23 protein-coding genes are annotated in these 22,953 nt (G+C 32.4%); 9 read left to right on the plus strand and 14 right to left on the minus strand.

From position 1 onward, the window contains the following. Nucleotides 1-295 precede the first annotated feature (295 nt). From FNW52_RS06400 to FNW52_RS06415, 4 genes are all read right to left on the minus strand, one after another. Nucleotides 296-1,354: a nucleoid-associated protein gene (locus tag FNW52_RS06400; protein ID WP_143376632.1), complete on the minus strand. Its 1,059-nt coding sequence runs from the start codon at nucleotides 1,352-1,354 to the stop codon at nucleotides 296-298. Nucleotides 1,355-1,511: 157 nt separating this feature from the next. Then, nucleotides 1,512-2,051: a plasmid pRiA4b ORF-3 family protein gene (locus tag FNW52_RS06405; protein WP_143376633.1), complete on the minus strand. Its 540-nt coding sequence runs from the start codon at nucleotides 2,049-2,051 to the stop codon at nucleotides 1,512-1,514. Nucleotides 2,052-2,248: 197 nt separating this feature from the next. Beyond that, nucleotides 2,249-3,283: a lipid A deacylase LpxR family protein gene (locus FNW52_RS06410; RefSeq protein WP_143376634.1), complete on the minus strand. Its 1,035-nt coding sequence runs from the start codon at nucleotides 3,281-3,283 to the stop codon at nucleotides 2,249-2,251. Further along, nucleotides 3,280-3,540, minus strand: coding sequence for a hypothetical protein (locus tag FNW52_RS06415; RefSeq protein WP_143376635.1), 261 nt, complete (start codon nucleotides 3,538-3,540; stop codon nucleotides 3,280-3,282). Before FNW52_RS06415 ends, FNW52_RS06410 begins: the two co-directional genes overlap by 4 nt. 398 nt (nucleotides 3,541-3,938) lie before the next feature. Here FNW52_RS06415 and FNW52_RS06420 point away from each other — a divergent pair, with 398 nt between their 5' ends. From FNW52_RS06420 to FNW52_RS06455, 8 genes are all read left to right on the plus strand, one after another. Continuing rightward, entirely contained in the window at nucleotides 3,939-6,098 is a 2,160-nt protein-coding gene (locus tag FNW52_RS06420) for a TonB-dependent receptor domain-containing protein (RefSeq protein ID WP_143376636.1), read from the plus strand. Nucleotides 6,099-6,335: 237 nt separating this feature from the next. After that, nucleotides 6,336-6,743: a DUF2141 domain-containing protein gene (locus tag FNW52_RS06425; protein ID WP_143376637.1), complete on the plus strand. Its 408-nt coding sequence runs from the start codon at nucleotides 6,336-6,338 to the stop codon at nucleotides 6,741-6,743. A gap of 31 nt (nucleotides 6,744-6,774) precedes the next feature. Further along, nucleotides 6,775-7,395, plus strand: coding sequence for a hypothetical protein (locus tag FNW52_RS06430; RefSeq protein ID WP_143376638.1), 621 nt, complete (start codon nucleotides 6,775-6,777; stop codon nucleotides 7,393-7,395). A 5-nt stretch (nucleotides 7,396-7,400) separates the two neighbouring features. Next, entirely contained in the window at nucleotides 7,401-8,768 is a 1,368-nt protein-coding gene (locus tag FNW52_RS06435) for a histidine kinase (protein WP_370511567.1), read from the plus strand. A gap of 2 nt (nucleotides 8,769-8,770) precedes the next feature. After that, nucleotides 8,771-9,097 carry a 2TM domain-containing protein gene (locus FNW52_RS06440; protein WP_143376639.1) on the plus strand — a complete coding sequence of 109 codons (327 nt, stop codon included), beginning with the start codon at nucleotides 8,771-8,773 and terminating at the stop codon, nucleotides 9,095-9,097. Between the two features lie 2 nt (nucleotides 9,098-9,099). Further along, nucleotides 9,100-9,405 (plus strand): 2TM domain-containing protein, encoded by a 306-nt coding sequence (locus tag FNW52_RS06445; RefSeq protein WP_143376640.1) that lies wholly within the window; start codon nucleotides 9,100-9,102, stop codon nucleotides 9,403-9,405. Between the two features lie 15 nt (nucleotides 9,406-9,420). Beyond that, the gene (locus FNW52_RS06450; RefSeq protein WP_143376641.1) at nucleotides 9,421-9,774 is read left to right on the plus strand and encodes a 2TM domain-containing protein; all 354 of its coding nucleotides are present in this window, start codon (nucleotides 9,421-9,423) and stop codon (nucleotides 9,772-9,774) included. Nucleotides 9,775-9,933: 159 nt separating this feature from the next. After that, a complete protein-coding gene (locus FNW52_RS06455) occupies nucleotides 9,934-10,704 on the plus strand; it encodes a LytTR family DNA-binding domain-containing protein (RefSeq protein ID WP_143376642.1) in 771 nt (256 codons plus the stop codon). 92 nt (nucleotides 10,705-10,796) lie between these two features. Here FNW52_RS06455 and FNW52_RS06460 read toward each other — a convergent pair whose 3' ends face one another. From FNW52_RS06460 to FNW52_RS06495, 8 genes are all read right to left on the minus strand, one after another. Then, complete coding sequence (locus tag FNW52_RS06460; RefSeq protein WP_143376643.1) at nucleotides 10,797-11,570, minus strand: CDP-alcohol phosphatidyltransferase family protein; 774 nt, start codon at nucleotides 11,568-11,570, stop codon at nucleotides 10,797-10,799. A gap of 621 nt (nucleotides 11,571-12,191) precedes the next feature. Then, nucleotides 12,192-13,211, minus strand: coding sequence for a COX15/CtaA family protein (locus tag FNW52_RS06465; RefSeq protein WP_143376644.1), 1,020 nt, complete (start codon nucleotides 13,209-13,211; stop codon nucleotides 12,192-12,194). Between the two features lie 283 nt (nucleotides 13,212-13,494). Further along, a complete protein-coding gene (locus FNW52_RS06470) occupies nucleotides 13,495-13,785 on the minus strand; it encodes a hypothetical protein (RefSeq protein ID WP_143376645.1) in 291 nt (96 codons plus the stop codon). 55 nt (nucleotides 13,786-13,840) lie between these two features. Continuing rightward, complete coding sequence (locus FNW52_RS06475; protein WP_143376646.1) at nucleotides 13,841-15,256, minus strand: CCA tRNA nucleotidyltransferase; 1,416 nt, start codon at nucleotides 15,254-15,256, stop codon at nucleotides 13,841-13,843. Between the two features lie 101 nt (nucleotides 15,257-15,357). Then, on the minus strand, nucleotides 15,358-15,924 hold the full coding sequence (locus tag FNW52_RS06480; protein WP_143376647.1) for an L-threonylcarbamoyladenylate synthase: 567 nt from the start codon (nucleotides 15,922-15,924) through the stop codon (nucleotides 15,358-15,360). A gap of 60 nt (nucleotides 15,925-15,984) precedes the next feature. Then, nucleotides 15,985-16,848, minus strand: a complete 864-nt coding sequence (locus FNW52_RS06485) for a glycosyltransferase (protein WP_143376648.1) — start codon at nucleotides 16,846-16,848, stop codon at nucleotides 15,985-15,987. A gap of 336 nt (nucleotides 16,849-17,184) precedes the next feature. Next, the gene (locus FNW52_RS06490) at nucleotides 17,185-18,783 is read right to left on the minus strand and encodes a capsule assembly Wzi family protein (RefSeq protein WP_143376649.1); all 1,599 of its coding nucleotides are present in this window, start codon (nucleotides 18,781-18,783) and stop codon (nucleotides 17,185-17,187) included. Between the two features lie 211 nt (nucleotides 18,784-18,994). Next, nucleotides 18,995-19,951, minus strand: coding sequence for a glycosyltransferase (locus tag FNW52_RS06495; protein ID WP_143376650.1), 957 nt, complete (start codon nucleotides 19,949-19,951; stop codon nucleotides 18,995-18,997). 263 nt (nucleotides 19,952-20,214) lie between these two features. Between FNW52_RS06495 and FNW52_RS06500 the strand changes: the two genes are divergently transcribed. Beyond that, nucleotides 20,215-20,997, plus strand: a complete 783-nt coding sequence (locus FNW52_RS06500; RefSeq protein WP_143376651.1) for a DUF5672 family protein — start codon at nucleotides 20,215-20,217, stop codon at nucleotides 20,995-20,997. Between the two features lie 192 nt (nucleotides 20,998-21,189). Here the strand turns inward: FNW52_RS06500 and FNW52_RS06505 are convergent, their stop codons facing one another. Further along, nucleotides 21,190-21,963, minus strand: coding sequence for a glycosyltransferase family 2 protein (locus FNW52_RS06505; protein WP_143376652.1), 774 nt, complete (start codon nucleotides 21,961-21,963; stop codon nucleotides 21,190-21,192). Continuing rightward, on the minus strand, nucleotides 21,960-22,937 hold the full coding sequence (locus FNW52_RS06510; protein ID WP_143376653.1) for a glycosyltransferase family 2 protein: 978 nt from the start codon (nucleotides 22,935-22,937) through the stop codon (nucleotides 21,960-21,962). The genes FNW52_RS06505 and FNW52_RS06510 overlap by 4 nt, the downstream gene beginning before the upstream one ends. Nucleotides 22,938-22,953: the final 16 nt, after the last annotated feature.

Here is a 22,953-nt window from a genome sequence, read left to right on the forward strand (position 1 = left end):
TTTTTGCAAAAAAAATCCCCAACTGCCTAAGCAATTGGGGATTGAAATATTGTTTGTTTTTGTTGTAATCCAATTTGAACTAAACATTCAAAACTGTCCCGATAATTATCTTATCGTGTGGACAGATCTATTATACTTTAATTTCAAACACGAATTTCACGAATTGTCACGAATTAGTTTGTGAAATTAATTCCACAAACTAAGTTAGCCTTCAAAATTCGTGCGAATTCGTGAAATTCGTGTTTATTTTTTGTACTTGTGTCCAAACGACAGGATAATTATCGGGAACCAAACACTAACTTTTCTCTTCTTTATTAAAGTAAACCAAATAATAATACATTTGTTTTTCTTCGTCCCAACCTTTTTCTACAAATTTTTCAGCACTTTCTGGATTGATGAAATCCATTTTGATTTGAATGTGTGTGTCTAGATTGATTACGTTTTTTATCGATTTTCGAGCATCGCTTACTGCTGCATTGGCAATAGGGAATGAAGTTACATCTTCTATGCTGTATTTCTCGCCTTTGTCAACTTTATAATTTTTAAATTCTGGAATCAAATCTGGATTGTCCAGTACTTCATTCAAGAAATTGGTTTCTTCAAATTGATCGTTTTTTGCAAAATAATTTACAGAACGGTTCATAAACATTACCTCTTCTTTTTTGTCTTCGGCTGGGAAAACAACATCTTTGGCAAAGTTTTGACAGAATTTCAAGTACTTTTTGGTAATGAAATTTTCATCCTCAAAAGCATCAACCGATAGGAAATGCTCTAACCAATATCTTGCATCATAACGATTACTGTCTACCGATAAAATTTTGTATCCTTCTTCTTTTTTATAATTAAAAATCAAGCAACCTTTGTCTAGTTTGTTTAAACTTACTCCATGTTGCAAGATCATTTCCAGTTGGGTCCCTTTTTCTTCAAATTGTAAAAAATCGGATTGAATCTCACTTTTGAAAATACCAATGGCATCAACTACATTGTTGTCAATACTTACATTGGTCAAATAGGTTACATAAACCTCTCCGTTCTTAATATGCGGATGATTGGATTGCTCAAAAAGGTGTTTGGTAATCTTTTTGGAAGCATCATGCAAACAATTTGGATTGTCAAAAATTTCCGTCGCAAATTTAAACATGTCATTGTAGTCTAGATCTACTTCGTGTGCAAACTGAAAGTAGTTTTCTTCTTTTTCTTTAAATGACTTGAAGAAAAATTCTTTCATCAAAGGCACAATCTCATCGTTTAATTTAAAGGGTTCTTCCGATAAAAAAAGCGGTTCGTTGCGACTGATGTTCCCCACACGGTGGATGGATAGGGTTTCGATGTGAGTATTATAAAGGTTTATCATATTTTGTTTTTTAGAATAAAGAAGAGAGAATAAAGAGCAAAGAATAAAGAGCAAAGAATAAAGAGTCTCTGTCTTTGTAACTTATTTCTTTTACATATAATCTTCAGTCTATTTTCTATTATCTATTCTCTCTTCTCTATTTTTTATTTTCTTGTTTTTAGTTCCAATTATCTTCTTGTCCATAGTCTTCAAAACTGTCGTCTCCTTCAAACATATCTAAGTCGTCTTCGTCTAAATCGTCTTCAAATTCGCCATAAATGTCGTCATGCATATCGGCTTCAAAGTTTTTCTCCATCGCTTCGTCTGGCATTTCTCCGTGCGAAAATAGGGTTGCAGGATACATCTCACCAGCAACTCGTTCTTCAACAGCAGCCAATTCTACAAGGAAAGTCCACATGTTTAGGAAGTCATAAACATAAATGATCTTGGTGTTTTGCTCATCTAATATATCAGATAATTGATAATCACTCATGATTTTTTGTTCTCCTTGAATATCTCCTGTGTCAAACATAGAAATCTCATCTTCTTGATTCCAGGTTTCATCACAGGTGTAGAAAGAAGCTACTTCCATTCCGTCAAAACCAAATGAATTGAAAATAGCATTGTGTAAATCTTCTAAAGTGTCTTCAGCAAGTATTGCTATGTCTCTAAAAATGTCTTCTTCGGCATCTAGAATAACTCTGAATTTATAAACCATAATCTTTGTTTTTATTGAAAGAGCAAATGTAAAGTTTAATTTTAGATTTCAGATTTAGGAATTGGGATTTGTTGAAAAGATTTTATCGCATTCATTGCAGGTAGGTCATATTGGGTAAATAAGCATCTGGATTTAGTGTTAAGATAACAGAATCTAGTTTTAGAATGTACTTTTTGTATTTGAAAAAGTATTGATAATTAAAGTGTGAATCCAATTCTAAATCCGCCCCAACTATGTGTTCCTCCTGTTTCGAATTCTTTCGAAAGCCAGGATCGATAATATTCAAGGTAAAGCTTTTTGTGATGTAAAACTATCCCGAAATTTTTTTGAAAAGTAAATCTTTCCATATTCTGATCAGTAATAACATAAGGACTTTTTTGATTAAAAAGACCACCTTGTAAACTAGCATCATATCCAACAGCGGTAACTAAGCCCTGCCAATAACCATAGATTTGAAAATTATTATTATTTTTTAAAGAAATGAAAGGGGAGTTGATTTTTCCAAAAGTTGTTGTTAATCCTCCAGAGATATTTGTGTTCATTGTTCCTAATCGAAGTTTTGCGTTAGAATTTAATGCAAATAAATTGTTGAGTCGATACAATTGTTTCTCGTGTGAAATTTCATAATTCAGTATCAAATCATTTTTAATTTGGTATTGCCAACCATAAGGAACTCCACGGTTAATCCATTCGTGAATTTCAGTTTGTATTTCTTTACCTAAAGCATAGGGACCAATAATTCCAATAGTTAGAATTGAAGAAAGTGTAGTTTTATGAATGGTATCAGTCGAAACTAAAAATGATTTTAGCATTGCGGCAGCTGCAAAAGGTCTATCATCGTAAAGAATTTCATCTAATTTGAGACTTGTTGGCGTAAAGCCTATTTGTTCAATTGACAACCCATATTTTTGTTCGCTGTTTTTTAATTTTACAAATAATTTATTTATTGGGTTTTTAAACAGTTTTGGACTTACTAATTCAAGATTGTGGCCTTGGGTATAGTAATAATCGGTATTAGCGAAAAAGTCGTTGTCATAATGATAACGAAAATAATGATCGCTTTTTATTTTCCTGAAAGATGCTGTATTGTCAATTCTTTGGGAAAATGATAGTAATGATAAAAAGAGCAAGCTAACTGTGTAATATTTCTTATATTCATGTATCCAAAAAATTATAGCATTTTTCGAATTTTTTATCCAGTTGAAAATAATGATATTAATTAGATAAATCATTGTAAGTAGATCATCGTTGGTAAATTAGCATTTGGATTTTGTGATAAAGCGCTAGAATGTAGCTTCTGAATTAGTTTTTTTGTATTCGCTATAGAATTTATTCTGAAAAGAAACAGTACTTCATTTTCATCATCGACATTTTGCCAAATGTGCTCCAGATACATTTCTTCTGAAGCATGAAAAGCCTTATCATTTTCTAAAACTCCTTTGATGGTTTCAAAAGGAACATTTTTGAGTGTTGCTAAAATGTGTGGCATTTTTTTTAGTTTAAGGTTCTTGTTTAAAATTTCATTGTGTTTTGTTTTCGAGGGTTATATTCTAAAATAAACAGTATTTAATTTTAACAATATAAGAAATATAAGGTCATTTAATTAGGATGTAAAAAAAACATTGACTTATATGTTTTTATATTTCTTACATGGTAAATCTTTTTACAGCGGTGTTTTATTATCTGTTTAAAGGAATATAAGTTATAAATGATGTTTATTATAGAATTAAGCGTTTTCAATACATCAAAATTACGAATTCTACGGGATTTATTTGATGCTTCATGAAAACATAAAAACGGTTCATCCCTAATTTTCCGCAATTGAGTCAGAACAATTTCAATTCCTTTTTTTTCTGAATGACATTTGTCTCATCAAAACCAATATTTATGAAAACCATTATTTTAGCATTCGTTTCTTTATTTAGTTTAACGCTTTTTTCGCAAGCTACTATTTCGGGTAGAATTATCAATCAAAAAGGAGTTCCAGTTGTAGGCGCCAATGTTTATATTGAAGGAAGCTACGATGGTGCTTCGAGCGCCGAAAACGGAATTTTTTCTTTTACCACCACTACCACTGGCAATCAAAATCTGGTAGTTAGTTTCTTGATTTACGAAACTTCAAATACGATGATCGATGTGGCTCATTTTCAAAATCAAACCATCAAACTCAAAGATAATGTCAATGCGCTAGATGCGGTTGTGATCACTGCAGGTTCTCTTGATTCTGGTAGCAAAGCTCGAGTATCGGTACTAAAGCCTTTGGATATTGTAACCACAGCGGGTTCAGCAGGAAATATTGTGGCTGCCTTGCAAACGCTACCAGGCACGCAAAAGGTAGGCGACGATGGGAGATTGTTTGTTCGTGGTGGCGAAGCCAATGAAACCCAAACCTACGTAGACGGAATTCGAGTACCACAACCTTACGGAGCATCGCCGAATAATTTGCCTACACGAAGCCGTTTTTCTCCTTTTCTTTTTAGCGGAATTTCCTTTTCTACAGGCGGGTATTCTGCCGAATATGGAGAGGCGCTGTCTAGTGTGTTGCTTTTGAATACGATAGACGAACCCGATCAGAGCAAAACGGATATTTCGTTGATGACCGTAGGTGTTGGCCTTGGGAATACCCAAAAATGGAACAAAAGTTCTTTTAGTATCAATACTTCGTATATCAATTTATCGCCCTATCAAGCCCTTGTTCCGCAAGATGTAGAATGGAAAAGTGCGCCTCAGTCTTTGTCTGGCGAAATGGTATATCGATACAATTTTGAAAAAGGGATTTTTAAGATCTATGCTGCTTTTGACGCTACCCAATTTGTGATTAAGCAGGACAACATCAACTCGATTGATAAAATTACGGTTGATTCTAAAAATGATAATCTCTATTTTAATTCCTCTTATGTGGGTGGTTTTGGAGAAAATTGGAACATTACTGCTGGTTTGAGTTATGGCTATAATCAAGGGAAAACGGGTATTGATTTGGATAAATTAGAGAATGCAGAAAAAGCTGCCAATATGAAGCTGAAATTGACAAAAAACGTCTCCAATCGTTTTAAATTGTCCTTTGGTACCGATTATTTTATCACTAAATATGATGAAAATTTTACTCGAAATGCAGGAAATACGTTTGATTATGGCTATGATAACACCATTGGAGCATTATATACAGAAGCCGATATTTTCTTCTCAAAAAAGCTTGCCGCCAAAGTAGGAGTGCGGGCCTCCACCAATAGTTTGACAAATGATAATTTTGTGTCTCCAAGAATTTCATTTGCCTACAAAATGGCAAAATCCAGTCAATTGTCCTTTGCTTATGGCGACTTTTCCCAAACACCAAGCGTAGAATATATCAAGTTTTCTAAAAACAATCAATTTGAAAGCGAAAAAGCTTCTCACTTTATCTTGAATTATCAATACCACAGAGAAGGACAAACATTTAGAGCCGAAGCATACTATAAAGATTACAGCAATCTAGTTCGATTTGATAGCCCTACAATTGCCTATAATTCGGTTTTTACCAATGATGGAAAAGGATACGCCAAAGGATTGGATTTGTTTTGGAGAGACGGAAAAACCATTAAGAATTTAGAATACTGGATTTCGTATTCTTATATTGATACAGAACGCTTGTATAAAAATTATCCAACTCAGGTAACTCCCAACTTTGTTCCCAACAATAGTTTGTCAATAGTAACTAAATATTGGATTATGGACTGGAAATCTCAAATAGGTTTTACCAATTCCTTTAGTACAGGAAGACCTTATAACAACCCAAATGAAACTCAATTCATGAACGGAAAAACAAAATCATATAACGATTTGAGCTTCAACTGGGCGTATTTACTGACTACTCAAAAGATTTTGTACTTCTCAGTTTCGAATGTTTTAGGAGCCAATAATATTCATGGATACAACTATGCCGTTAAACCTGATACCAATGGAGAATACAGGCGAAGCGCCATCAAACCAGCTGCGGATCGGTTCTTCTTTGTAGGTTTCTTTTGGACTATCAGCAAAAATAAAAATGACAATCAATTAAAGAATTTGTAAATCGATTGTGCGTAGAGACGTTGCACTGCAACGTCTTTCCCGCAACATCTTTGATGCAACGTCTCTACACGCAACGTCTTTCCTGCAACAACAATTCATCCATAAAAATTGACAGTTCGGTATCATTAAATTTTAAAAGCCTTACAATCAATATAAATTTGTTCAAGAAATAAATCGATAACAATTTCAATAGCAATTTCAATTTTTAAAATTAATAACAACTAAAAATCAACCACTATGTTAAAAATTATTACCACAATTGCATTTTTTGTTTGTAGTCTAATGTCTGCTCAAAATGTCAATCTTACCGTTTCTGTTTCAGGTTTAAAGAATAACACTGGAGTTCTGAAAGTAGGTTTGTACAACTCGGAAGGAACGTTTCTAAAATCAATTTACAAAAGTATTCGTTCTGAAATTAAAGAGAACGGAGCCAAGGTTACTTTTGAAGGTATTCCAAAAGGAGAGTATGCCATTTCAGTCTACCAGGATGAAAACAACAATGGGAAATTGGATAAAAACGTAATGGGAATTCCCTCCGAAGATGTTGCTTGTTCTAATAATGCCAAAGGATTTATGGGGCCTCCAAAATATAAAGATGCCAAATTCGACATAGAAAAAAATCAAATAATAGAGATAAAGTTCTAAAAATAACATTAACTATCTAAATTTAATTAAAATGAAAAAGATTATCACCAGTATCGCATTATTCGTAGCTGTAATAAGTTCAGCTCAAGGACAGTTTGAACAAGGAATGGGCAGTGCCTTTAAACTTTGGAAGGAAGGAAAAAGCACAGAAGCATCGGCAATGTTCGAAAGAATAGCGTCGGCAGATAAAACCAGTTGGTTGCCTAATTATTATGTAGCACTGGTTAATACCACCACTTCTTTTGGAACTCAGGATAAAACTCAAGTAAATGCTTTGCTGACCAAAGCCCAGAATGCCTTAGATGCAGAAATGATAAAAGATCAAAATAATGCCGAGTTGTATGTAATGCAAGCCATGATTTACACCGCTTGGATTGTTGTAGATCCGATGACGAACAGCATGAAATATTCGGGTAAAACCATGGAAATGTATGCCAAAGCCGAAGCATTATCGCCAGAAAATCCAAGAGCAGTCTTCGGAAAAGCGGATTTTCAAATACAGGGTGCGAAATGGACAGGAGTTGATACTAAACCTTTATGTCAAGAAGTTGATAAATCTATTGGACTTTTTGCTACTTTTAAACCCGAAACGCCTTTCTCTCCAAAATGGGGATTGGACAGAGCGCTGGAAACTCAGAAAAATTGTAAATAAAATAGATGAAAAAACAAATGGAAAATCAAAGGATATATACATTTAATGAATTGAGAAAAGCTGCGATGCGTTACTTTAAAATTGCTTTGATTTTTACATTAGTTTTTACTTTTATTCAGGGGAGTTTTGAGATAGAAAATTTCTTAAAGGCGTTAGTGTCAAGTCTGATTTATTCTTTTGGAATTGGTTTTGGAATAAGTTTTATCAATTCTGTTTTAGATAAAAAATGGGATTGGCTGGAACAAACCAATTTGAGAGTATATTTTGGAATAATTACCACAGTTTTGTATACCGTTCCAGTTGTTTTGGGGATTAATTATCTAATTTTTGTGGTTTTTGGGAAAATGGACGCTTCGAAATTTTTTGGGGCAGGTATGTTGTGGACTCATTTGTTTTATATTATTCTTACTTTGGGAGTTTCGGTTTTTATGCATGCTCGTAGTTTTATGCTGAATTGGAAGCAAGCCTCAAAAACCGAAGTAACCCAGCAAAGAATCATCGCGGGAACTGCCAATGCAAAGTTTGAAACCTTAAAAAATCAAATTGATCCGCATTTTCTCTTCAATAGTTTGAATGTGTTGAGTTCATTGATAGAGGAAAATCCAGAAAATGCGCAACGGTTTACCACTTCTTTGTCCAAAATTTATCGGTATGTTTTGGAACAAAAAGACAAAGAATTGGTTTCGGTTGCCGAAGAGTTGTCTTTTGCCAAAACGTATATGAATCTGTTGAAAATGCGTTTCGAAAATAGTTTGTTTTACGAATTGCCGGAAACAGCAATAAATCCAGAGGCCAAAGTAGTACCGCTTTCGTTGCAGCTGTTATTAGAGAATACAGTAAAGCACAATGTGGTTAGCGAACAAAGACCGTTGCACATTCGGATATTTATTGAAGGAGATTATTTGGTCATTCAAAATGATTATCAAAAGAAAGAAGTGTTGCAAAGCCGTCAAGGCGTAGGGTTGCAAAATATAGTCGATCGCTACTCCATTATTACCAACAGAAAGGTATTGATAGAGCAAAATGAACAAACGTTTACTGTTAAGATACCTATTTTGACCAAACAAATTAGTGTTATGGAAACAACTTCAAATTACAGTGAAAATAATGCCTATTACAGAGCAAAAAAGAGAGTAGAGCAACTCAAAGGATTTTATGGGAACTTAATCTCCTATTGTTGTGTGATACCAATTTTAATTTTTGTTAATCTCACTTATATGCCAAAATTTCATTGGTTTTGGTTCTCAACAGCAGGTTGGGGATTCGGGTTAACGATGCATGCTTTTAAGGTATTTGGTTATGGAACCGATTGGGAAGAGAGAAAAATAAAAGAAATATTGGATAAAGAAGACGACAAACAAACTTGGAAATAGTCATGGAAATACATAGAAAAGAATATCAAGAAAACGAACTTGTTGAGATAGCGAGAAGGAAAGTAAAGAAGTTAAAAGGATTTTATATTCATGCTTTTATTTATTTAATAGGAGTAATGGTTTTTATTCTAAAAGAATATTTAGGTGTACCATTTAATTTTTTTGCTCTAAAGCATATTAACTTTTTTGTACTGGCAATTTGGTCGACCGTTTTTTTTATATCAGCAATTGACATATTGATTACATATCAATTTTTTGGAGAAAATTGGGAAGAGCGTACAATAAAAAGCATAATGGAAAAGGAATCTAAAAAACAAATTTGGAAATAATCATGGAAAATCAATATACAGAAGAAGATCGCTACTATAAAGCGAGAAAAAGAGTCGAGGAAATAAAAGGTTTTTATGGAAACTTGATTTCGTATATCTCGGTAAACTGTTTTTTAATAGTATTAAATTTAGTTACATCCCCAGAGTATTTATGGTTCTTTTGGCCGTTATTGGGATGGGGAATGGGAGTATTCTTCCATGGTTTAAAAGTATTTAATTTTATGCCTTTCTTTAGTAAAGATTGGGAGGAGAAAAAAATCAAAGAATTTATGGAAAAAGAGGAGCAAACAAAAAAATCTTGGAAATAATAAAATAGAAACAAAATGGGAAGATACAGAAAACAATTATTTGAAAATTTTCAGGATGAAAATTTCAATCCGGACGCAAGATATGAATTGGCTTATAAACGGGTAAAAAGAATCAAAGGGTTTTATGTACATGCATTGGTTTATGTGCTTGTAAATGGGTATTCAATTATTTCTGGCTATAATCATACCTCGCATGCCGATGCTGCTTTTTTTGAATGGGAGAATCTTTCAGTTGCATTTTTTTGGGGAATAGGATTGTTGGCTCATGGAATGTCTGTTTTTGGAAGAGATATCTTTTTTGGACATCGTTGGGAAGAAAGGAAAATCCAAGAATTTATGGATAAGGATAAAAGCCAAAAGTGGGAGTGAAAGGCAGTATTCAGTTAGCAGAAAGCAGTATTCAGAAAGCAGTATTCAGAAAGCAGTATTCAGAAAGCAGTAATCTGTAATATGCAAACTGGAATCTAAATTCTGCAACCTCTATTCTCTATTTTCTAAAATCTAAAATCTAAAATCTACAATTTAAAAATGACCACAATAATAATCGAAGACGAAAAACCAGCAGCAAGATTATTGCAACGCAAACTCGAAAAAATAAATATTCAAGTAGGAGTGATGCTTCATTCTGTAGAAGAATCTATAGATTGGTTTTCGAAAAATGAACACCCTGATTTAATTTTTTTAGACATTCAATTATCAGATGGATTGTCCTTTGAAATCTTCGAAAAAATAGAGATAAAAAGTGCTGTTATTTTTACCACCGCTTATGATGAATATGCGTTGCGCGCATTCAAATTAAACAGCGTTGATTACCTTCTAAAACCCATTGATGAAGATGATTTGGAAGTGGCAGTTTTAAAATTTAAAGACCGTTTGCAGTTTCCGAAAACGGCAGGAAAAGAATCCATGCAGTTTGATTTTGAAGAGATCAAAAAAATGCTTTCGAACCCTTATGAAAAAACATTCAAAAAAAGGTTTACCGTCAAAATAGGGCAGCACCTTAAAGTGATTTCAACTGATGAAATAGAGTGTTTTTTTAGTGAAAATAAAGGAACCTATATTCATACTTTTGATAATAGAAATTATTTGATTGATAGTACTTTGGAGCTTTTGGAGCAAGAATTAGACACCGCCGCTTTTTATCGAATCAGTAGAAAATTTATTATTCCGCTTAAGGCAATAAAGGAAATCGTAATGTACAGCAACTCAAGACTGAAGATTATTTTGCCGTCTTACAAAGAAGATGAGGTGGTTGTGAGTAGAGAAAAAGTGTCTGATTTTAAAAATTGGATAGGTTAAGACTATATCGAAAATAAAGTTTAGGTAATTGCGTTCAAAACGCTGGATTGTATAAAGTTAAGTATTTTGTATAGATTTTTGTTATAGCGGTTTTAAGCCTTGATTAGCGTTTTTCTAATGCCAATTAGGATAAAAACAAATATGGTGTAAGCGATAAAAAAAGGTACGATGAATTCGATGTAATGTAATGGCAACATTACGGCAATAATCAATAATTGAAAACCCAATCCGTAAACCGAAAGAAAGGTCATAAACCAATTTGGAAATGTTTTTACCTTGTAGGCGTCTTTGTCTAAGGTGTGAATTATTTTATCAAATGCTCCATAGACAACAGTGTAAATCAGGAACAAAATATCAACCCATTTTTGACTTTCTCCGGGTAAAGCTCGAGGAGATTTGTTCTCGAAAATCTGACTGGTTTTGTCTCCGCCAACCGATTTGTTTCTCAAAATCACATAGTAGTAATTGTATAAAGTGCCTTGTAATTGTATCCCGATAAAAGCCAAAATAGTCATTCCAAAAGTAGTTTTAGAGACATAACAAATAGCCATAAAAATCAAAAAATTCAGAATAATATCAAATACACTATCGAGGTATCTTCCGGTATAAGAAGGCGTGTTTTTGATGCGTGCCAATTCGCCATCGGCAGCATCAATTATCGATTTTAAAATGATGAAAAAAGCGGCTGAAAAGTAATGGTTTTGCAAAATACAATAGATTCCAATTACCCCAGAAATACCAAAAAGGAAGGTAATATGAATGGGAGTAAATCGAGTATTTTTTAATTTAGAGGCAAGTATTTTGGCAAGCGGTCTTCCGTAATCGGATAAGTCAATGAATTTATCCTGAGCAGCAAGTTTAGACATTTTAATAGGTAAAACAACAAAATGTGACAATATAGTCAGTCTACAAAAGTAATGCTATTTTGAGTATTTGGAAGATAAACCCAAGTTAAAAAAAGGGAGAGTAATAGGCTTAAATCTAGAATCTGCATTAGACTTCATGACGAAGACACAATTCAATAGATAATCTACCCGCCTCTAAAATTTGGGATTATTAGATTAGAGAAGACAATTGGTATGACTCGTCCAAACCCCGAAAGGGGTGTAAAGATTATAGAAAATATAGGACATCGACGAGCAAATCCCGAAGGGATGAAATTATTCACCTTTTTTTATTAAAAACCTCCATCCGAATAATCCATACATGCAGATGTAAAAACACCACCCTCTTCGGGGTTTTTGCGCGATGGAATTTCTTATTTCTATAATCATTTTACCCTTTCAGGGTTTTCAGAAGTCATAAAAGATTGTGTATGACATGCAACAATCAAAAAATACAATGATTTCTAATGTGGAATCTGGGCAAAAAAAAGAAACCATATAAGTGATATAAGAACATATAAATACGAGTCAAATGAAGCTAGACTTAAATGAACTTATATCACTTATATGGTTAAATTGTTTTTGCTGTTTGTTTAAAAAAGACTATTTGCTCAATCGATGCAAAGTGTATGTCATCGCCGTTAAGAGAAAGAATGCCACGATTTGATGGGTTAAACCAAGCCAAAGCGGTACGCTGTACAATAATGTGAAAACACCTAGAGTAAATTGAAGAAAAACAATTAATACCAATGCGTTTAGTCCATTTTTTTGCTGAGAGTTAAGGTTGTATTTTTTGCTTTTAAAATAAAGGAGTACTATCAATCCCACTACAACATAAGCCAATGTTCGATGAACCAATTGAACACCACTTTTTCCTTCGGTAAGATTCAATAGTAGTGTCTTTTGCTCAATAAATACACTGTCGTGAATAAATTGTCCGTCGCTCATCATTGGCCAATGGTTGTGAATCAAACCAGCATTTAAGCCCGCAACGAAACCTCCATAAATGATTTGTAACAACAAAAATGCCAATGCGATTCGTGCAATTTTTTTTAACGGAACAATTACTTCTCCTTTTTCAGGATAGATCAGATCCAGCGCCACCCAAAGGGTGTAGGCAAATGTTAAAAAAGCAAAGGTAAGATGCAATGAAAGACGAAAATGGCTTACATCTGGATTGTCAATCAAACCACTTTTTACCATAAACCAACCAAAAAAACCTTGCAGCGCACCCATTCCCAACAATACAAAACATTTATTTAAAGTGGCTTTGTCAATTTTTTTCTTAATTAAAAAATAAAAGAACGGAATGATAAAAACCAACCCAATTATTCTCCCGATAAAACGGTGAAACCATTCCCAGAAATAAATAAACTTATAATCCGAAAGAGTGAAATCGTTATGAATATTGATTTTTTGGTATTCTGGGAATTGTTTGTACTTTTCAAATGTTTCTTGCCATTTGGCTTCGGTTAGCGGAGGGAAAGTGTCGGTAACGAGATGCCAATCGGTCATTGATAAGCCAGAATTCGTCAATCGGGTGATGCCACCCACTACAACCATTATAAACACTAAAAAGCAACCTGATAGGAGCCAAATAATTACGGATTTGTTATTCTTCATTTTTATCTTATTGGGAAGTTTTTGGGGTTTTGTCTGGTGTCCCAGATGTCTAAAATGAAAATTTGAGTATCTGAAACAGAGTAGATAATTTCGAAATGACTTGCGATTTTGAGTCTTATATTTTGATTGTTAGATTTTATAGAGCTTTCAGGGAAAATTGCAAGTTGTTGTAATGATTCTTGAAATAATATATTAAGTTTTTTACTGTAATTGGTGGATTTATTTCTTTTATTCCAATACAGAAAAATGGAAGTTCTTGATTCTCTTGCAAAGCTTGTCCAAACTATTTTTCTTGTTCCTCGAACCATTTTTCTATTTCAATTTGAGCTTCTTCATCAGAAATATATTCCCCATTTTCAACTTGTTTTAAAGCAATGTCAATTCTCTTTTGTTGCCATTCATTAAAAACATAAATTTTTTCAGAAACTATTTTTTCATACGTTGAAGTTGGTTCATTGACTAACAAATCGGATTCATAAGAGTTTATGATTTCTTTAATTCTATCCAAAAGAATACGATCATTAGTTGCAATAATTTGTGCAATCAATTCCGATTTTAATTCAGCTGTATTCATAATCTAAATTTTTATAAAATTAAGAATTTTTTAAATTGCGAAGAGGAAACATTACTTAAACTTTCTTCAATCCCAATTTCTCTCCACGCTTTAATACAAAGTCATAAGCCGCTTGATATTCATTCAGGATTTCGCCTTCTAAAATAGCTTCTTTGACCGCTTCTTTTAACAGGCCGATTTCACGGGAAGGTTTCAAGTTAAAAATTGCCATAATCTCTTCACCAGAAATAGGTGGTTGAAAATTACGTACCTGATCGCGTTCTTCTACTTCTACAATTTTCTTGCGAACAATTTCAAAATTGCTATGGTATTTCTTGAATTTATTGGGGTTTTTGGTAGTGATATCCGCTTCGCAAAGCGTCATTAAATTCTCTACATCTTCTCCAGCATCAAAAACCAAACGACGTACAGCAGAATCAGTAACTAAATCTTGTGAAAGTACAATGGGACGTGAACTCATCATTACCATTTTTTGCACAAACTTCATTTTGTGGTTTAATGGCATGTGTAGGCGTTCGAATATTTTTTTGGCCATTTTTCCGCCAAGAAATTCATGACCATGAAACGTCCAACCTTGTTTTTTATTGAAGCGTTTGGTTGGTGCTTTCCCAATGTCATGTAGTAAAGCCGACCAACGTAGCCAAACATCATCTGTATTGGGACAAATGTTATCTACCACTTCGAGGGTATGGTAAAAGTTGTTTTTGTGGGTATGACCTTCTATTTCCTCTACTTGGTTTAAAGCTGTCAGCTCTGGAAGGATAATATCCAAAAGACCAGTTTTAAACAATAAAAGAAATCCAATAGAAGGTTTATCGGTAGAAAGAATTTTATTCAGTTCATCTACAATTCGTTCTCCAGATATGATTTTGATGCGTTCGGCATTTTTGGTAATAGAGTCCAATGAGTTTTGGTCTATTTCAAAACCCAATTGAGTCGCAAACCTAATCCCTCTAAGCATACGCAAAGGATCATCAGAATAAGTGATGTCTGGATCAAGAGGTGTTTTTATAATTTTGTTTGCTAAGTCGGAAATACCATTGAAAGGATCTGAAAGTTCTCCAAAAGTAGTAGAGTTCAAAGACAGAGCCAATGCGTTAATCGTAAAATCTCTACGGTTTTGGTCGTCTTCTAGGGTTCCGTTTTCTACAACAGGGTTCCGGCTGTCAAGATTATAAGATTCTTTTCGGGCTCCTACAAATTCAATTTCGGTGTCTTCAAAACGCAACATGGCGGTTCCATAGGTTTTAAAAACTTGAACTTTTGGTTTTTTCGGAAGTAGTTCAGATACTTTTAAAGCCAATTCGATTCCGCTACCAACAGCAACAACATCAATGTCTTTTTTGAAATCTCTATTCAAAAGTAAGTCACGTACAAAACCGCCAATCACATAACTTTCGATGTTAAGTTCTTGGGATGCTTGCGAAATGACTTCGAATATTTTATTGTTTAAGGCTTCTTTGTAGTTCATTCAATTTCTGTATTTTGTCATTTCGACGAAGGAGAAATCACATAATCAGAATAGCTTTATGAGATTTCTCCTTCGTCGAAATGACAAACAATAATATGATTTTATTTTCGTATCACCTTTACCTGTGAATCGTTAGTCAATTTGATTATTGTAGAAGGTTTTCCTCCAATTTTATCGTGGTGCAAATTTACAACATAGTCCACGCCTTTTATAATTTCGGGACTAATTTCTTTGAAACTTTTTGGAGTAGGTTGTCCGGAGATATTGGCTGATGTAGAGACCAACGGCCTTTTCATACGTTCCATCAATTTAAAACAAAAAGGATCTTTTACGATACGAATCCCTAATGTATTGTCTGCTGCGATTAAATTGGGAGCTATATTTCGAGGTTTGTCTAGGATTAAAGTTGTTGGATTTTCGGAGAAATCCATGATTTGCCAAGCTACTTCTGGAATTTCTTTGAAAACATTGTAGATCATTTTCTCGCCATTCATCAGGCAAATCATACTTTGGGTTTCGGCTCTTTGCTTGAGTTTGTATATTTTGGCCACCGCTTCAGGATTGGTCGCATCACAACCTATTCCCCAAACGGTATCAGTAGGGTAGAGGATGATTCCTCCCTCTTTTATAACATCGTAAGCGTTTTGTATTTCTTGGTTGAGGTTCATATTGTTATAGTGTAAAATTTAAAAGAGAGTAATAAAAATGAGTTTGATTGAAAAATTAGATTAAGCCTCAATTTTTCCCATTTTTTTGTTTTTGAAATCCGAAATGGCTTTTCTCTTGTATTTATAAAATTCGAATATGTTTTTCGAATAATTTCTATTAGTGGCAATGGAAGTATTATTTGTCTTAACCAGCTTCTCAATATATTCTGGAAAAATAGCTCCATATTTTTGTTTCAGATATAAAATATTGCGAACCAAATAGTAGATTCTAATTGGGGAACATAGATACTTTTCTTTTTTTAACAGATAAAAAGTTTTCAGAGATCTTCTTTTAATTTTTGCACCTACAGTGTGAACAAAAAATAAATTCTTAAACAAGATACATTTCAAACCTTTTTCTTTGGCGGCTAAGCAATAGTCAAAATCTACTCCATCAATAAACAGATTTTCATCAAATCCTCCAATTTTATTAAAATTTTTTAAAACAATAATAGAGGCAGAGGTAATTAATGCATAATCTTCAATATCTTGGATTTGTTGATTCTCAGTTTTTATTTCTTGATCGGTATATTGAAGACCAAATTGGGCTATGTTTTCTATATTAGGATAATTTGAGACTAATTTTAGGTATGATTCTAATTTTTCTTCTAAAAATGATGAATCTTGATCCATAGTTAATAATAAATCGTACCCATCTGAAACTGCCCGTGTACATGCTTGATTTAATCTAGCAGATATTCCTTTATTTTCATGATCTGAAAAGTAAATAATTTTAGTACTACTTTCTTCCAAAAAAGAAGAAGACGATGCGTTTTCGGTATTATCATAGACATATAGTTTGTCAACTTTTGACAAATATGTTTCTATGTTTTGCAAATCTTTTTCTTTGGGATGATATAAAATGACACAAGCTGCAATTTTCATTAGTGTTTATTTAGTGATTTTATTATTCAGTATTTATGATTTTGCAGAAGAATTTACATCATATAATCATTAGGGGTTTTATGGCTTTTTTTTGAATAAATTTATCGAGTTACTTAAATGTGAATATTGGGTCTAATAAACTCAAACTTTACAGTTGTTTTTAAGGACTGTGAATATTTGAGAGTAATAACCAGAACGGAATATTTATATTTCAAATAGTACCACCTAACCTCCCGTCTTAAAAACGGGTCAGGCTCTGTCAAGAGGGGAAAATCGTATCTGCTAACATTTAAGCTTTAGTTGTTTATTAAGTAAATAAGTTGATAAATCTATATTTTATAACTGATATTGCAACGAAATTTGAAACTGAACATTTAGTTTGTTATTTTCTAGCTGCCACTGATAATTGCGCATTTCAGAAAGGTTGAGTTTTGCTTGAACACCTAAATCACCAAATTTTCGATAGGCGTAGGTATTTAATGATAAATCAACCCATTTGTGATTGTAATCCGTATAGGCATCATAATAAAAATCCATATTGTGAGCATAACGTTCCACTTGAACTCCCCAAACTTTATCCTTTTCCCAAACACTAAAATCCAATGTTTGTAAATTACTTCCTGGTCCGATACCTGCTCCAAGAACTTCTCCTTTATTGGTGTATCCGTGTAAAATAATTCCGTGCATATACCAAGCACCAGCAGGTCTTACTATACGATCAGCACTCTGTTCTAAATGGGTAGTTTCAAAATTTACTTTTAAATATTTATTTTTGGTTTTATTGAGCATGAATAATTTGTTGAAACCAAAAAGGTAAGCTCTTGAATGTTCTGGAGATTCAAATAAATCCCAAAGTGTTGCAGAATGGTCGTTCCAACCACTTTCTCCATAAAATTCAAATTTAGATTCTTTCATAACCCATCTAAAAAAAAGAGAAGCCAATTGATCTCTGTTTTTTGCGTCTTCGTTGGTTGTGTTTTTTTTCTGAAAAGGAGCAAATATTGGCATATAATCGGAAAAACTACTACTCATATCATTACGATACACTTGTATAGTACGATTCAATCCCACGAATAAACCAGGAACCCATTTGGGGTGGTAATTAATGGATAGCCCATTAATATAACGCCAATCGTTGCTTTTCGGTATTTCGTAATCTATGCCATCAATTATAAATTCTGATTTTGGGCTTGATATATTGGAACCTTCCAGTTTACCACAAATGATTTGCCCTTCAAAACTTCCTATAAAAGTTTCTACGGGTTGTCTCGTATTAAAGGTAAAGTGCAAAAAGCCAGTTGCGGTATTACTTATTATCAGTGAATTTCTGGTTCCAGGTCCCCACCACAAATTTTCGGTAGATAAACCTATAGAAAACTTGTTAATAGCTATGCTAATATTACTTTGTCCCCAGTTTAATTTACTGTAAGATTGGTCTCCGTATGGGGAAGGTAAGTCAGTAGTGTTTAGGTAATTAACATAGTTCTGACGTGCCAAACTTGATTCGGTTAAAGGGAAAGTTTCATAATCAGGATTGGCTGCATACACATATTCGGGCTTTAATTGTACACTCAAAATTCCATATTGGGCAAATAAACCAGCACTGAGTAATGTTTGATAGCCTTTGGCAGGAATCATCGAACCATCATTCCAACCATAAGGAGCAAAAGTATTGTATTGTTGAGTTAAGGTAATTGGAAGTACTTTTGTGATTATTTTTCCAGAATGAATTTCATTGGCATTCGTCTGAGTAGTATCAATTGGATTTAAAGCTAATGGTCTTAAAGTGTAGGATATAAACGGGTTCCCGTTGCTTAATAATTGTTCATTTCTGCTCCTTTGTTCTATCATATCGATAGATCCAACTGGGATGTTTTGTGCTAATAGGGTGTTGCTAATTAGAAAGAAAACGATAATTCGAAATTTTATATTCATAGGTTGTTTAATTTACAAAGTTTTAATTTACCTCGTTTTAAAAAAAAGCCAAAGTTAGACTTATATTTTTAAATCAGCATTTCATATCTTAAGGAAAAGAAAAAAAGAATATATTTTTGTAATAAATTTGAGTAAGATTTATTTATATTAAGCTCATTATTTTAAATGTATTTGATGACTGAATTAGCAATATTAATGAGGCTGTAAGAAACTATTTTTCACGTTTGTTTAATAATTTATCACTTAGCGAAACAAATCGATATCGAATAGGGAACTTTAATTTCATTTTGGTATTCAAGTCAAGAAACTCACTATGGCTTTTTGTTATTAAATCTTGAATGTCAATTTTTATTGAATTACAATTTAGATACTTTTTTGATTTATGAAATTTTAAATATTTTTTTTTGGATAAATGTCTGTATTCTTTGAAACTAGAAGGTTTTTCTAAATCAAGTACAATTCTTTTTAATCTGTTTTTGGTAATAAGTTTGTACATGTTTTTCATGCCTACTTGTTGTTTGTCATGTATTCTGTAGGAAATTAAATTTTCTGTTGAATAATAAAGAGATTCTCTTAAGATTAAAAGTGTTGCTATCTTTTCATCATGTAAAACATCCTCATCAAAAGATCGGATGAAATCTTTAATGTGATTTCGAATGCATAACGTGGCTCCAGTTACAATATTTCCGTTTTTAGAAATGACATCAAATAAATCAATAGGTTTAGGGAGTTCTTTTTCTAAAAAAAACACTGAATCCCAAATGGTTAGTAAGGGGATAAGTTTGTCATTTTGGTCGATTAAATCTGCATTAGAGAATACGCCTTCTGCATTTGGATTTTTATCAAAAACAGCTAATGTTTTTTGGACTTTATCTTCTTTCCAAATATCATCCTGATCTGCCAAAAAAATAAAATCCCCAGAACAAAGAGCTATGGCTTTTTCAAAATTCTGAGTGCTTCCAATATTGATGTCATTTCTGTGAATAGAAAAAATAGTGGGATAGATTTGTTTATAAATATTCAATATTTCTAAAGTGTCATCCGTAGAATTGTCATCGCATATAACAATTTCATTTATTGTATATTCTTTTTGATATAAAATACTATCTAATTGTTTTTTGATATAGGATGCACCATTATAAGTACATAAAGCTACAGATATTTTCATTTTATTTATTTTGTTCTTTAATATTTTTCATGATTTATGAAAAAAATCCATAAAATTATAAATTAATTTTTTTTTGATTTTTCATTCTATTGGGCAATATTCTAACTCTTTTTTAGAATAAAAATATAGAATTTAACTTTGAATAATTATGGTTTTTATCATATATAAGATTAATTTTGCGTTTCGATTAAATCATTTGCAAAATTACTGCAAATTAAGGACAAGGTTCTTGATAATATGGTAAAATAAAATTGAAATTCAAAATGGAACATTTAGTTAAAATTGTAATACCTATATATAAAAATTATTTTGGAGATCTTGAAGAGAAATCCTTTTTGCAGTGCATTAAAGTCCTAAAAAACTACCCAATTGTTTTGGTACAGCCAGAGGGTCTCGATAATACCTATATTACCAATAAGTTTTCGAATGTTATAGTAGAAACTTTTTCAAAACATTATTTTGAAAATATTTCAGGGTATAACGAACTGCTTTTGTCAGAATCTTTTTATGAGCGTTTTTTAGATTCAGAATTTATCTTGATTTATCAATTAGATGCCTTTGTTTTTAAAGATACTTTAAAAGGATGGTGTAAGAAAGGATATGATTATATTGGAGCTCCATGGATTGCAACTCAAAATAATTCTATCGGAATGAAGATTTTTGATAAAATTGCAACTGTTTTTAATTCCAAAAAGAAAAATGAACGAAAGCAAATTTTTTATAAAGTTGGAAATGGAGGGTTTTCGTTGCGTAAAACGGGCATTCATTATAAAATAGCAAAAGAGCAAAAAGCTTTTATTTCTAGTTTTTTGGGAGCCGAAAAGAAGGAGATATATGCAATTGAGGATGTTTTTTGGTCTATTAAAGTTCCAGAGCTCTATAAGAATTTTAAAATACCAGAGTATATGGAAGCTTTGCATTTTGCCATAGACCGTAAACCGAAAATTGCTTTCAAATTAGTCAATAATGAAATTCCGTTTGGTTGCCATGGAATAAACAAGCCAAAAGTAATTGATTTTTGGAAGCCAATATTGGATGGTTTTTAAGATTGAATGATTCAGAAATACACTTTTTCTAAGACTATAAATAATCCAAAAGACATTCTTTTTTATTCAAGAGTTTGTCTCTATTAGGCGTACTCTTTGCCGTGGGGAAGAGAAACCCCACTTCAGATTTTTAAGAGAAATAGTGGAGAAAGAAAAGATCGAAAAAGAAACTTATGTTTTAGAAGTAAGATTTTACTTTTGATTCCAAAGTCTTTTTAATTCTCTGTATCTCACAGTGATACAATAGGCATTAAGATAGCAAATAATGATACCTTTTTTGCCGTCAAGAAACCCTAAACGGATGATGTAATTGTAAAAAAAGTTATAGACAGGATGAAAAAGTTGATGTAAGAAAGTGGGTTTTATATTTTTTATAAACTTTTCGTGGGCTTTAAATTTGGCGTAAAAAACAATTTTTTCTTTGTAATCAATATAACTAGAAAAAGAATAATGAATAAGCTTATTCTTTAAAAACCCGATTTTACCGTTTACTATTAATTTCTCATGAACGAGTCTTCTTTCGTCATATTTAGCAAAATTTTTATCGAAAAGGCGAAATATTTTATCGGTTTGATTGCCGCTATATTTTAAAATCGAATTTTCGAACATAAAGACCCTTTCAAAAAAATAAGCAGAACAGTAGGGATTGTTTTGTAATGTTTCAATGATTTCTTGCTTTAATTCCGGAGTCAATCGTTCATCTGCATCAAGAAATAATACCCAGTCGTTTTTTGCCTGTTCAATAGCAAAATTTCTTTGAGTCGTGAAGTTTTCAAATTTGTTTTGGAGGAACTTTACTTTAGAAAATGATTTCGCAATACCCTCCGTTCTATCAGTACTAAACGAATCGACTATTATTATTTCATCAGCAAAATCAAGATCCGATAAAAGGGCATTAATATGCTCTTCCTCGTTTAAAGTAATGATTAATACAGATAATTTTTTGACGAGACTGTTTGTTGTCATTTTACTTTTGGATAGTTTATGGATCTTGGACTTAACCAGGTTTGTTTTTTTATGGCGCTAAAATAATAAAAACAAAGATTTTTAAGGATGTATCTATTTGTTTTCAGTTTTAAATTAGAAAACAAAAACAAGCTTAAAGACGACAAAATAATTTTTTCAGTCAGGATACCAATTAGTAGAAAACAATGTGAAATGTTTCTGTTAAAACCATTAAAATGATTACTGATATAGGCGTGATTAGAGATTATTACTTCAGTTTTGGTAATACATTCAGTTTTGAAATTAATTCTGGATGCTCCTCCATGTTCATGAAAAATTGTTGCATTTCGGGTTACTGCAATTTTGCCTTTCTTTTGTGATATTCTTTTGCAAATGTCAACATCTTCAAAGTACAGCCAATAGTCTTCATTCCAGCCATTTACTTTCTCAAACCAATCTCTACTTATAAAGATAGAAGTGCCAGTAACCCAGTCAGGGTAAAATAAGTCGTCTTGAGTGTTGAATTTTTTATTTAATTTTTTCGAAAATAATTTTCTGTAAAAAAAACGAGCAATTCCAAAAAGCTGAAAAACTGATGGGAAAAGTTTTTTTTGATTGAAAAATCGATTTTTTTTATCGATTTGCAAACACGATAAAATGCCTATTTCTGAGTGCGCTTTGTAAGTTTCGTATAAAGTGTTTAGTGCTTCAAGAGAAATGTTTGTATCAGCATTCAAAAAGTGCAGATAATTCCCTTTGGCATTTTGTGCGCCTAAGTTGCAACCATTTGAAAAGCCAGTATTAGTCTCATTTTTGATAAAAATAAAGTTTTGGTATTCATTTTTAAAAATTTCAAATTCTCCATCATCCGAAAAATTATCTACTATTATAACTTCAAATGTCAGTTTTTGAGTAACCATTTCAGCAATAGAATTTAAGCAAACTCTCAATGATTTCCAACTGCGGTAATTAACTATGATTATTGAAACATCCATTAAAAAGATAAAATTA

Origin of the sequence: Flavobacterium sp. ZT3R18 (assembly GCF_007097385.1) — a bacterium.
GTDB lineage: Bacteria > Bacteroidota > Bacteroidia > Flavobacteriales > Flavobacteriaceae > Flavobacterium.

Excerpts from the sequence above, each read along its gene's own strand:
- FNW52_RS06400 (WP_143376632.1), bottom strand. The coding sequence starts at position 1,354 with ATGATAAACCTTTATAATACTCACATCGAAACCCTATCCATCCACCGT.
- FNW52_RS06405 (WP_143376633.1), bottom strand. The coding sequence starts at position 2,051 with ATGGTTTATAAATTCAGAGTTATTCTAGATGCCGAAGAAGACATTTTT.
- FNW52_RS06410 (WP_143376634.1), bottom strand. The coding sequence starts at position 3,283 with ATGATTTATCTAATTAATATCATTATTTTCAACTGGATAAAAAATTCG.
- FNW52_RS06415 (WP_143376635.1), bottom strand. The coding sequence starts at position 3,540 with ATGCCACACATTTTAGCAACACTCAAAAATGTTCCTTTTGAAACCATC.
- FNW52_RS06420 (WP_143376636.1), top strand. The coding sequence starts at position 3,939 with ATGAAAACCATTATTTTAGCATTCGTTTCTTTATTTAGTTTAACGCTT.
- FNW52_RS06425 (WP_143376637.1), top strand. The coding sequence starts at position 6,336 with ATGTTAAAAATTATTACCACAATTGCATTTTTTGTTTGTAGTCTAATG.
- FNW52_RS06430 (WP_143376638.1), top strand. The coding sequence starts at position 6,775 with ATGAAAAAGATTATCACCAGTATCGCATTATTCGTAGCTGTAATAAGT.
- FNW52_RS06435 (WP_370511567.1), top strand. The coding sequence starts at position 7,401 with ATGAAAAAACAAATGGAAAATCAAAGGATATATACATTTAATGAATTG.
- FNW52_RS06440 (WP_143376639.1), top strand. The coding sequence starts at position 8,771 with ATGGAAATACATAGAAAAGAATATCAAGAAAACGAACTTGTTGAGATA.
- FNW52_RS06445 (WP_143376640.1), top strand. The coding sequence starts at position 9,100 with ATGGAAAATCAATATACAGAAGAAGATCGCTACTATAAAGCGAGAAAA.
- FNW52_RS06450 (WP_143376641.1), top strand. The coding sequence starts at position 9,421 with ATGGGAAGATACAGAAAACAATTATTTGAAAATTTTCAGGATGAAAAT.
- FNW52_RS06455 (WP_143376642.1), top strand. The coding sequence starts at position 9,934 with ATGACCACAATAATAATCGAAGACGAAAAACCAGCAGCAAGATTATTG.
- FNW52_RS06460 (WP_143376643.1), bottom strand. The coding sequence starts at position 11,570 with ATGTCTAAACTTGCTGCTCAGGATAAATTCATTGACTTATCCGATTAC.
- FNW52_RS06465 (WP_143376644.1), bottom strand. The coding sequence starts at position 13,211 with ATGAAGAATAACAAATCCGTAATTATTTGGCTCCTATCAGGTTGCTTT.
- FNW52_RS06470 (WP_143376645.1), bottom strand. The coding sequence starts at position 13,785 with ATGAATACAGCTGAATTAAAATCGGAATTGATTGCACAAATTATTGCA.
- FNW52_RS06475 (WP_143376646.1), bottom strand. The coding sequence starts at position 15,256 with ATGAACTACAAAGAAGCCTTAAACAATAAAATATTCGAAGTCATTTCG.
- FNW52_RS06480 (WP_143376647.1), bottom strand. The coding sequence starts at position 15,924 with ATGAACCTCAACCAAGAAATACAAAACGCTTACGATGTTATAAAAGAG.
- FNW52_RS06485 (WP_143376648.1), bottom strand. The coding sequence starts at position 16,848 with ATGAAAATTGCAGCTTGTGTCATTTTATATCATCCCAAAGAAAAAGAT.
- FNW52_RS06490 (WP_143376649.1), bottom strand. The coding sequence starts at position 18,783 with ATGAATATAAAATTTCGAATTATCGTTTTCTTTCTAATTAGCAACACC.
- FNW52_RS06495 (WP_143376650.1), bottom strand. The coding sequence starts at position 19,951 with ATGAAAATATCTGTAGCTTTATGTACTTATAATGGTGCATCCTATATC.
- FNW52_RS06500 (WP_143376651.1), top strand. The coding sequence starts at position 20,215 with ATGGAACATTTAGTTAAAATTGTAATACCTATATATAAAAATTATTTT.
- FNW52_RS06505 (WP_143376652.1), bottom strand. The coding sequence starts at position 21,963 with ATGACAACAAACAGTCTCGTCAAAAAATTATCTGTATTAATCATTACT.
- FNW52_RS06510 (WP_143376653.1), bottom strand. The coding sequence starts at position 22,937 with ATGGATGTTTCAATAATCATAGTTAATTACCGCAGTTGGAAATCATTG.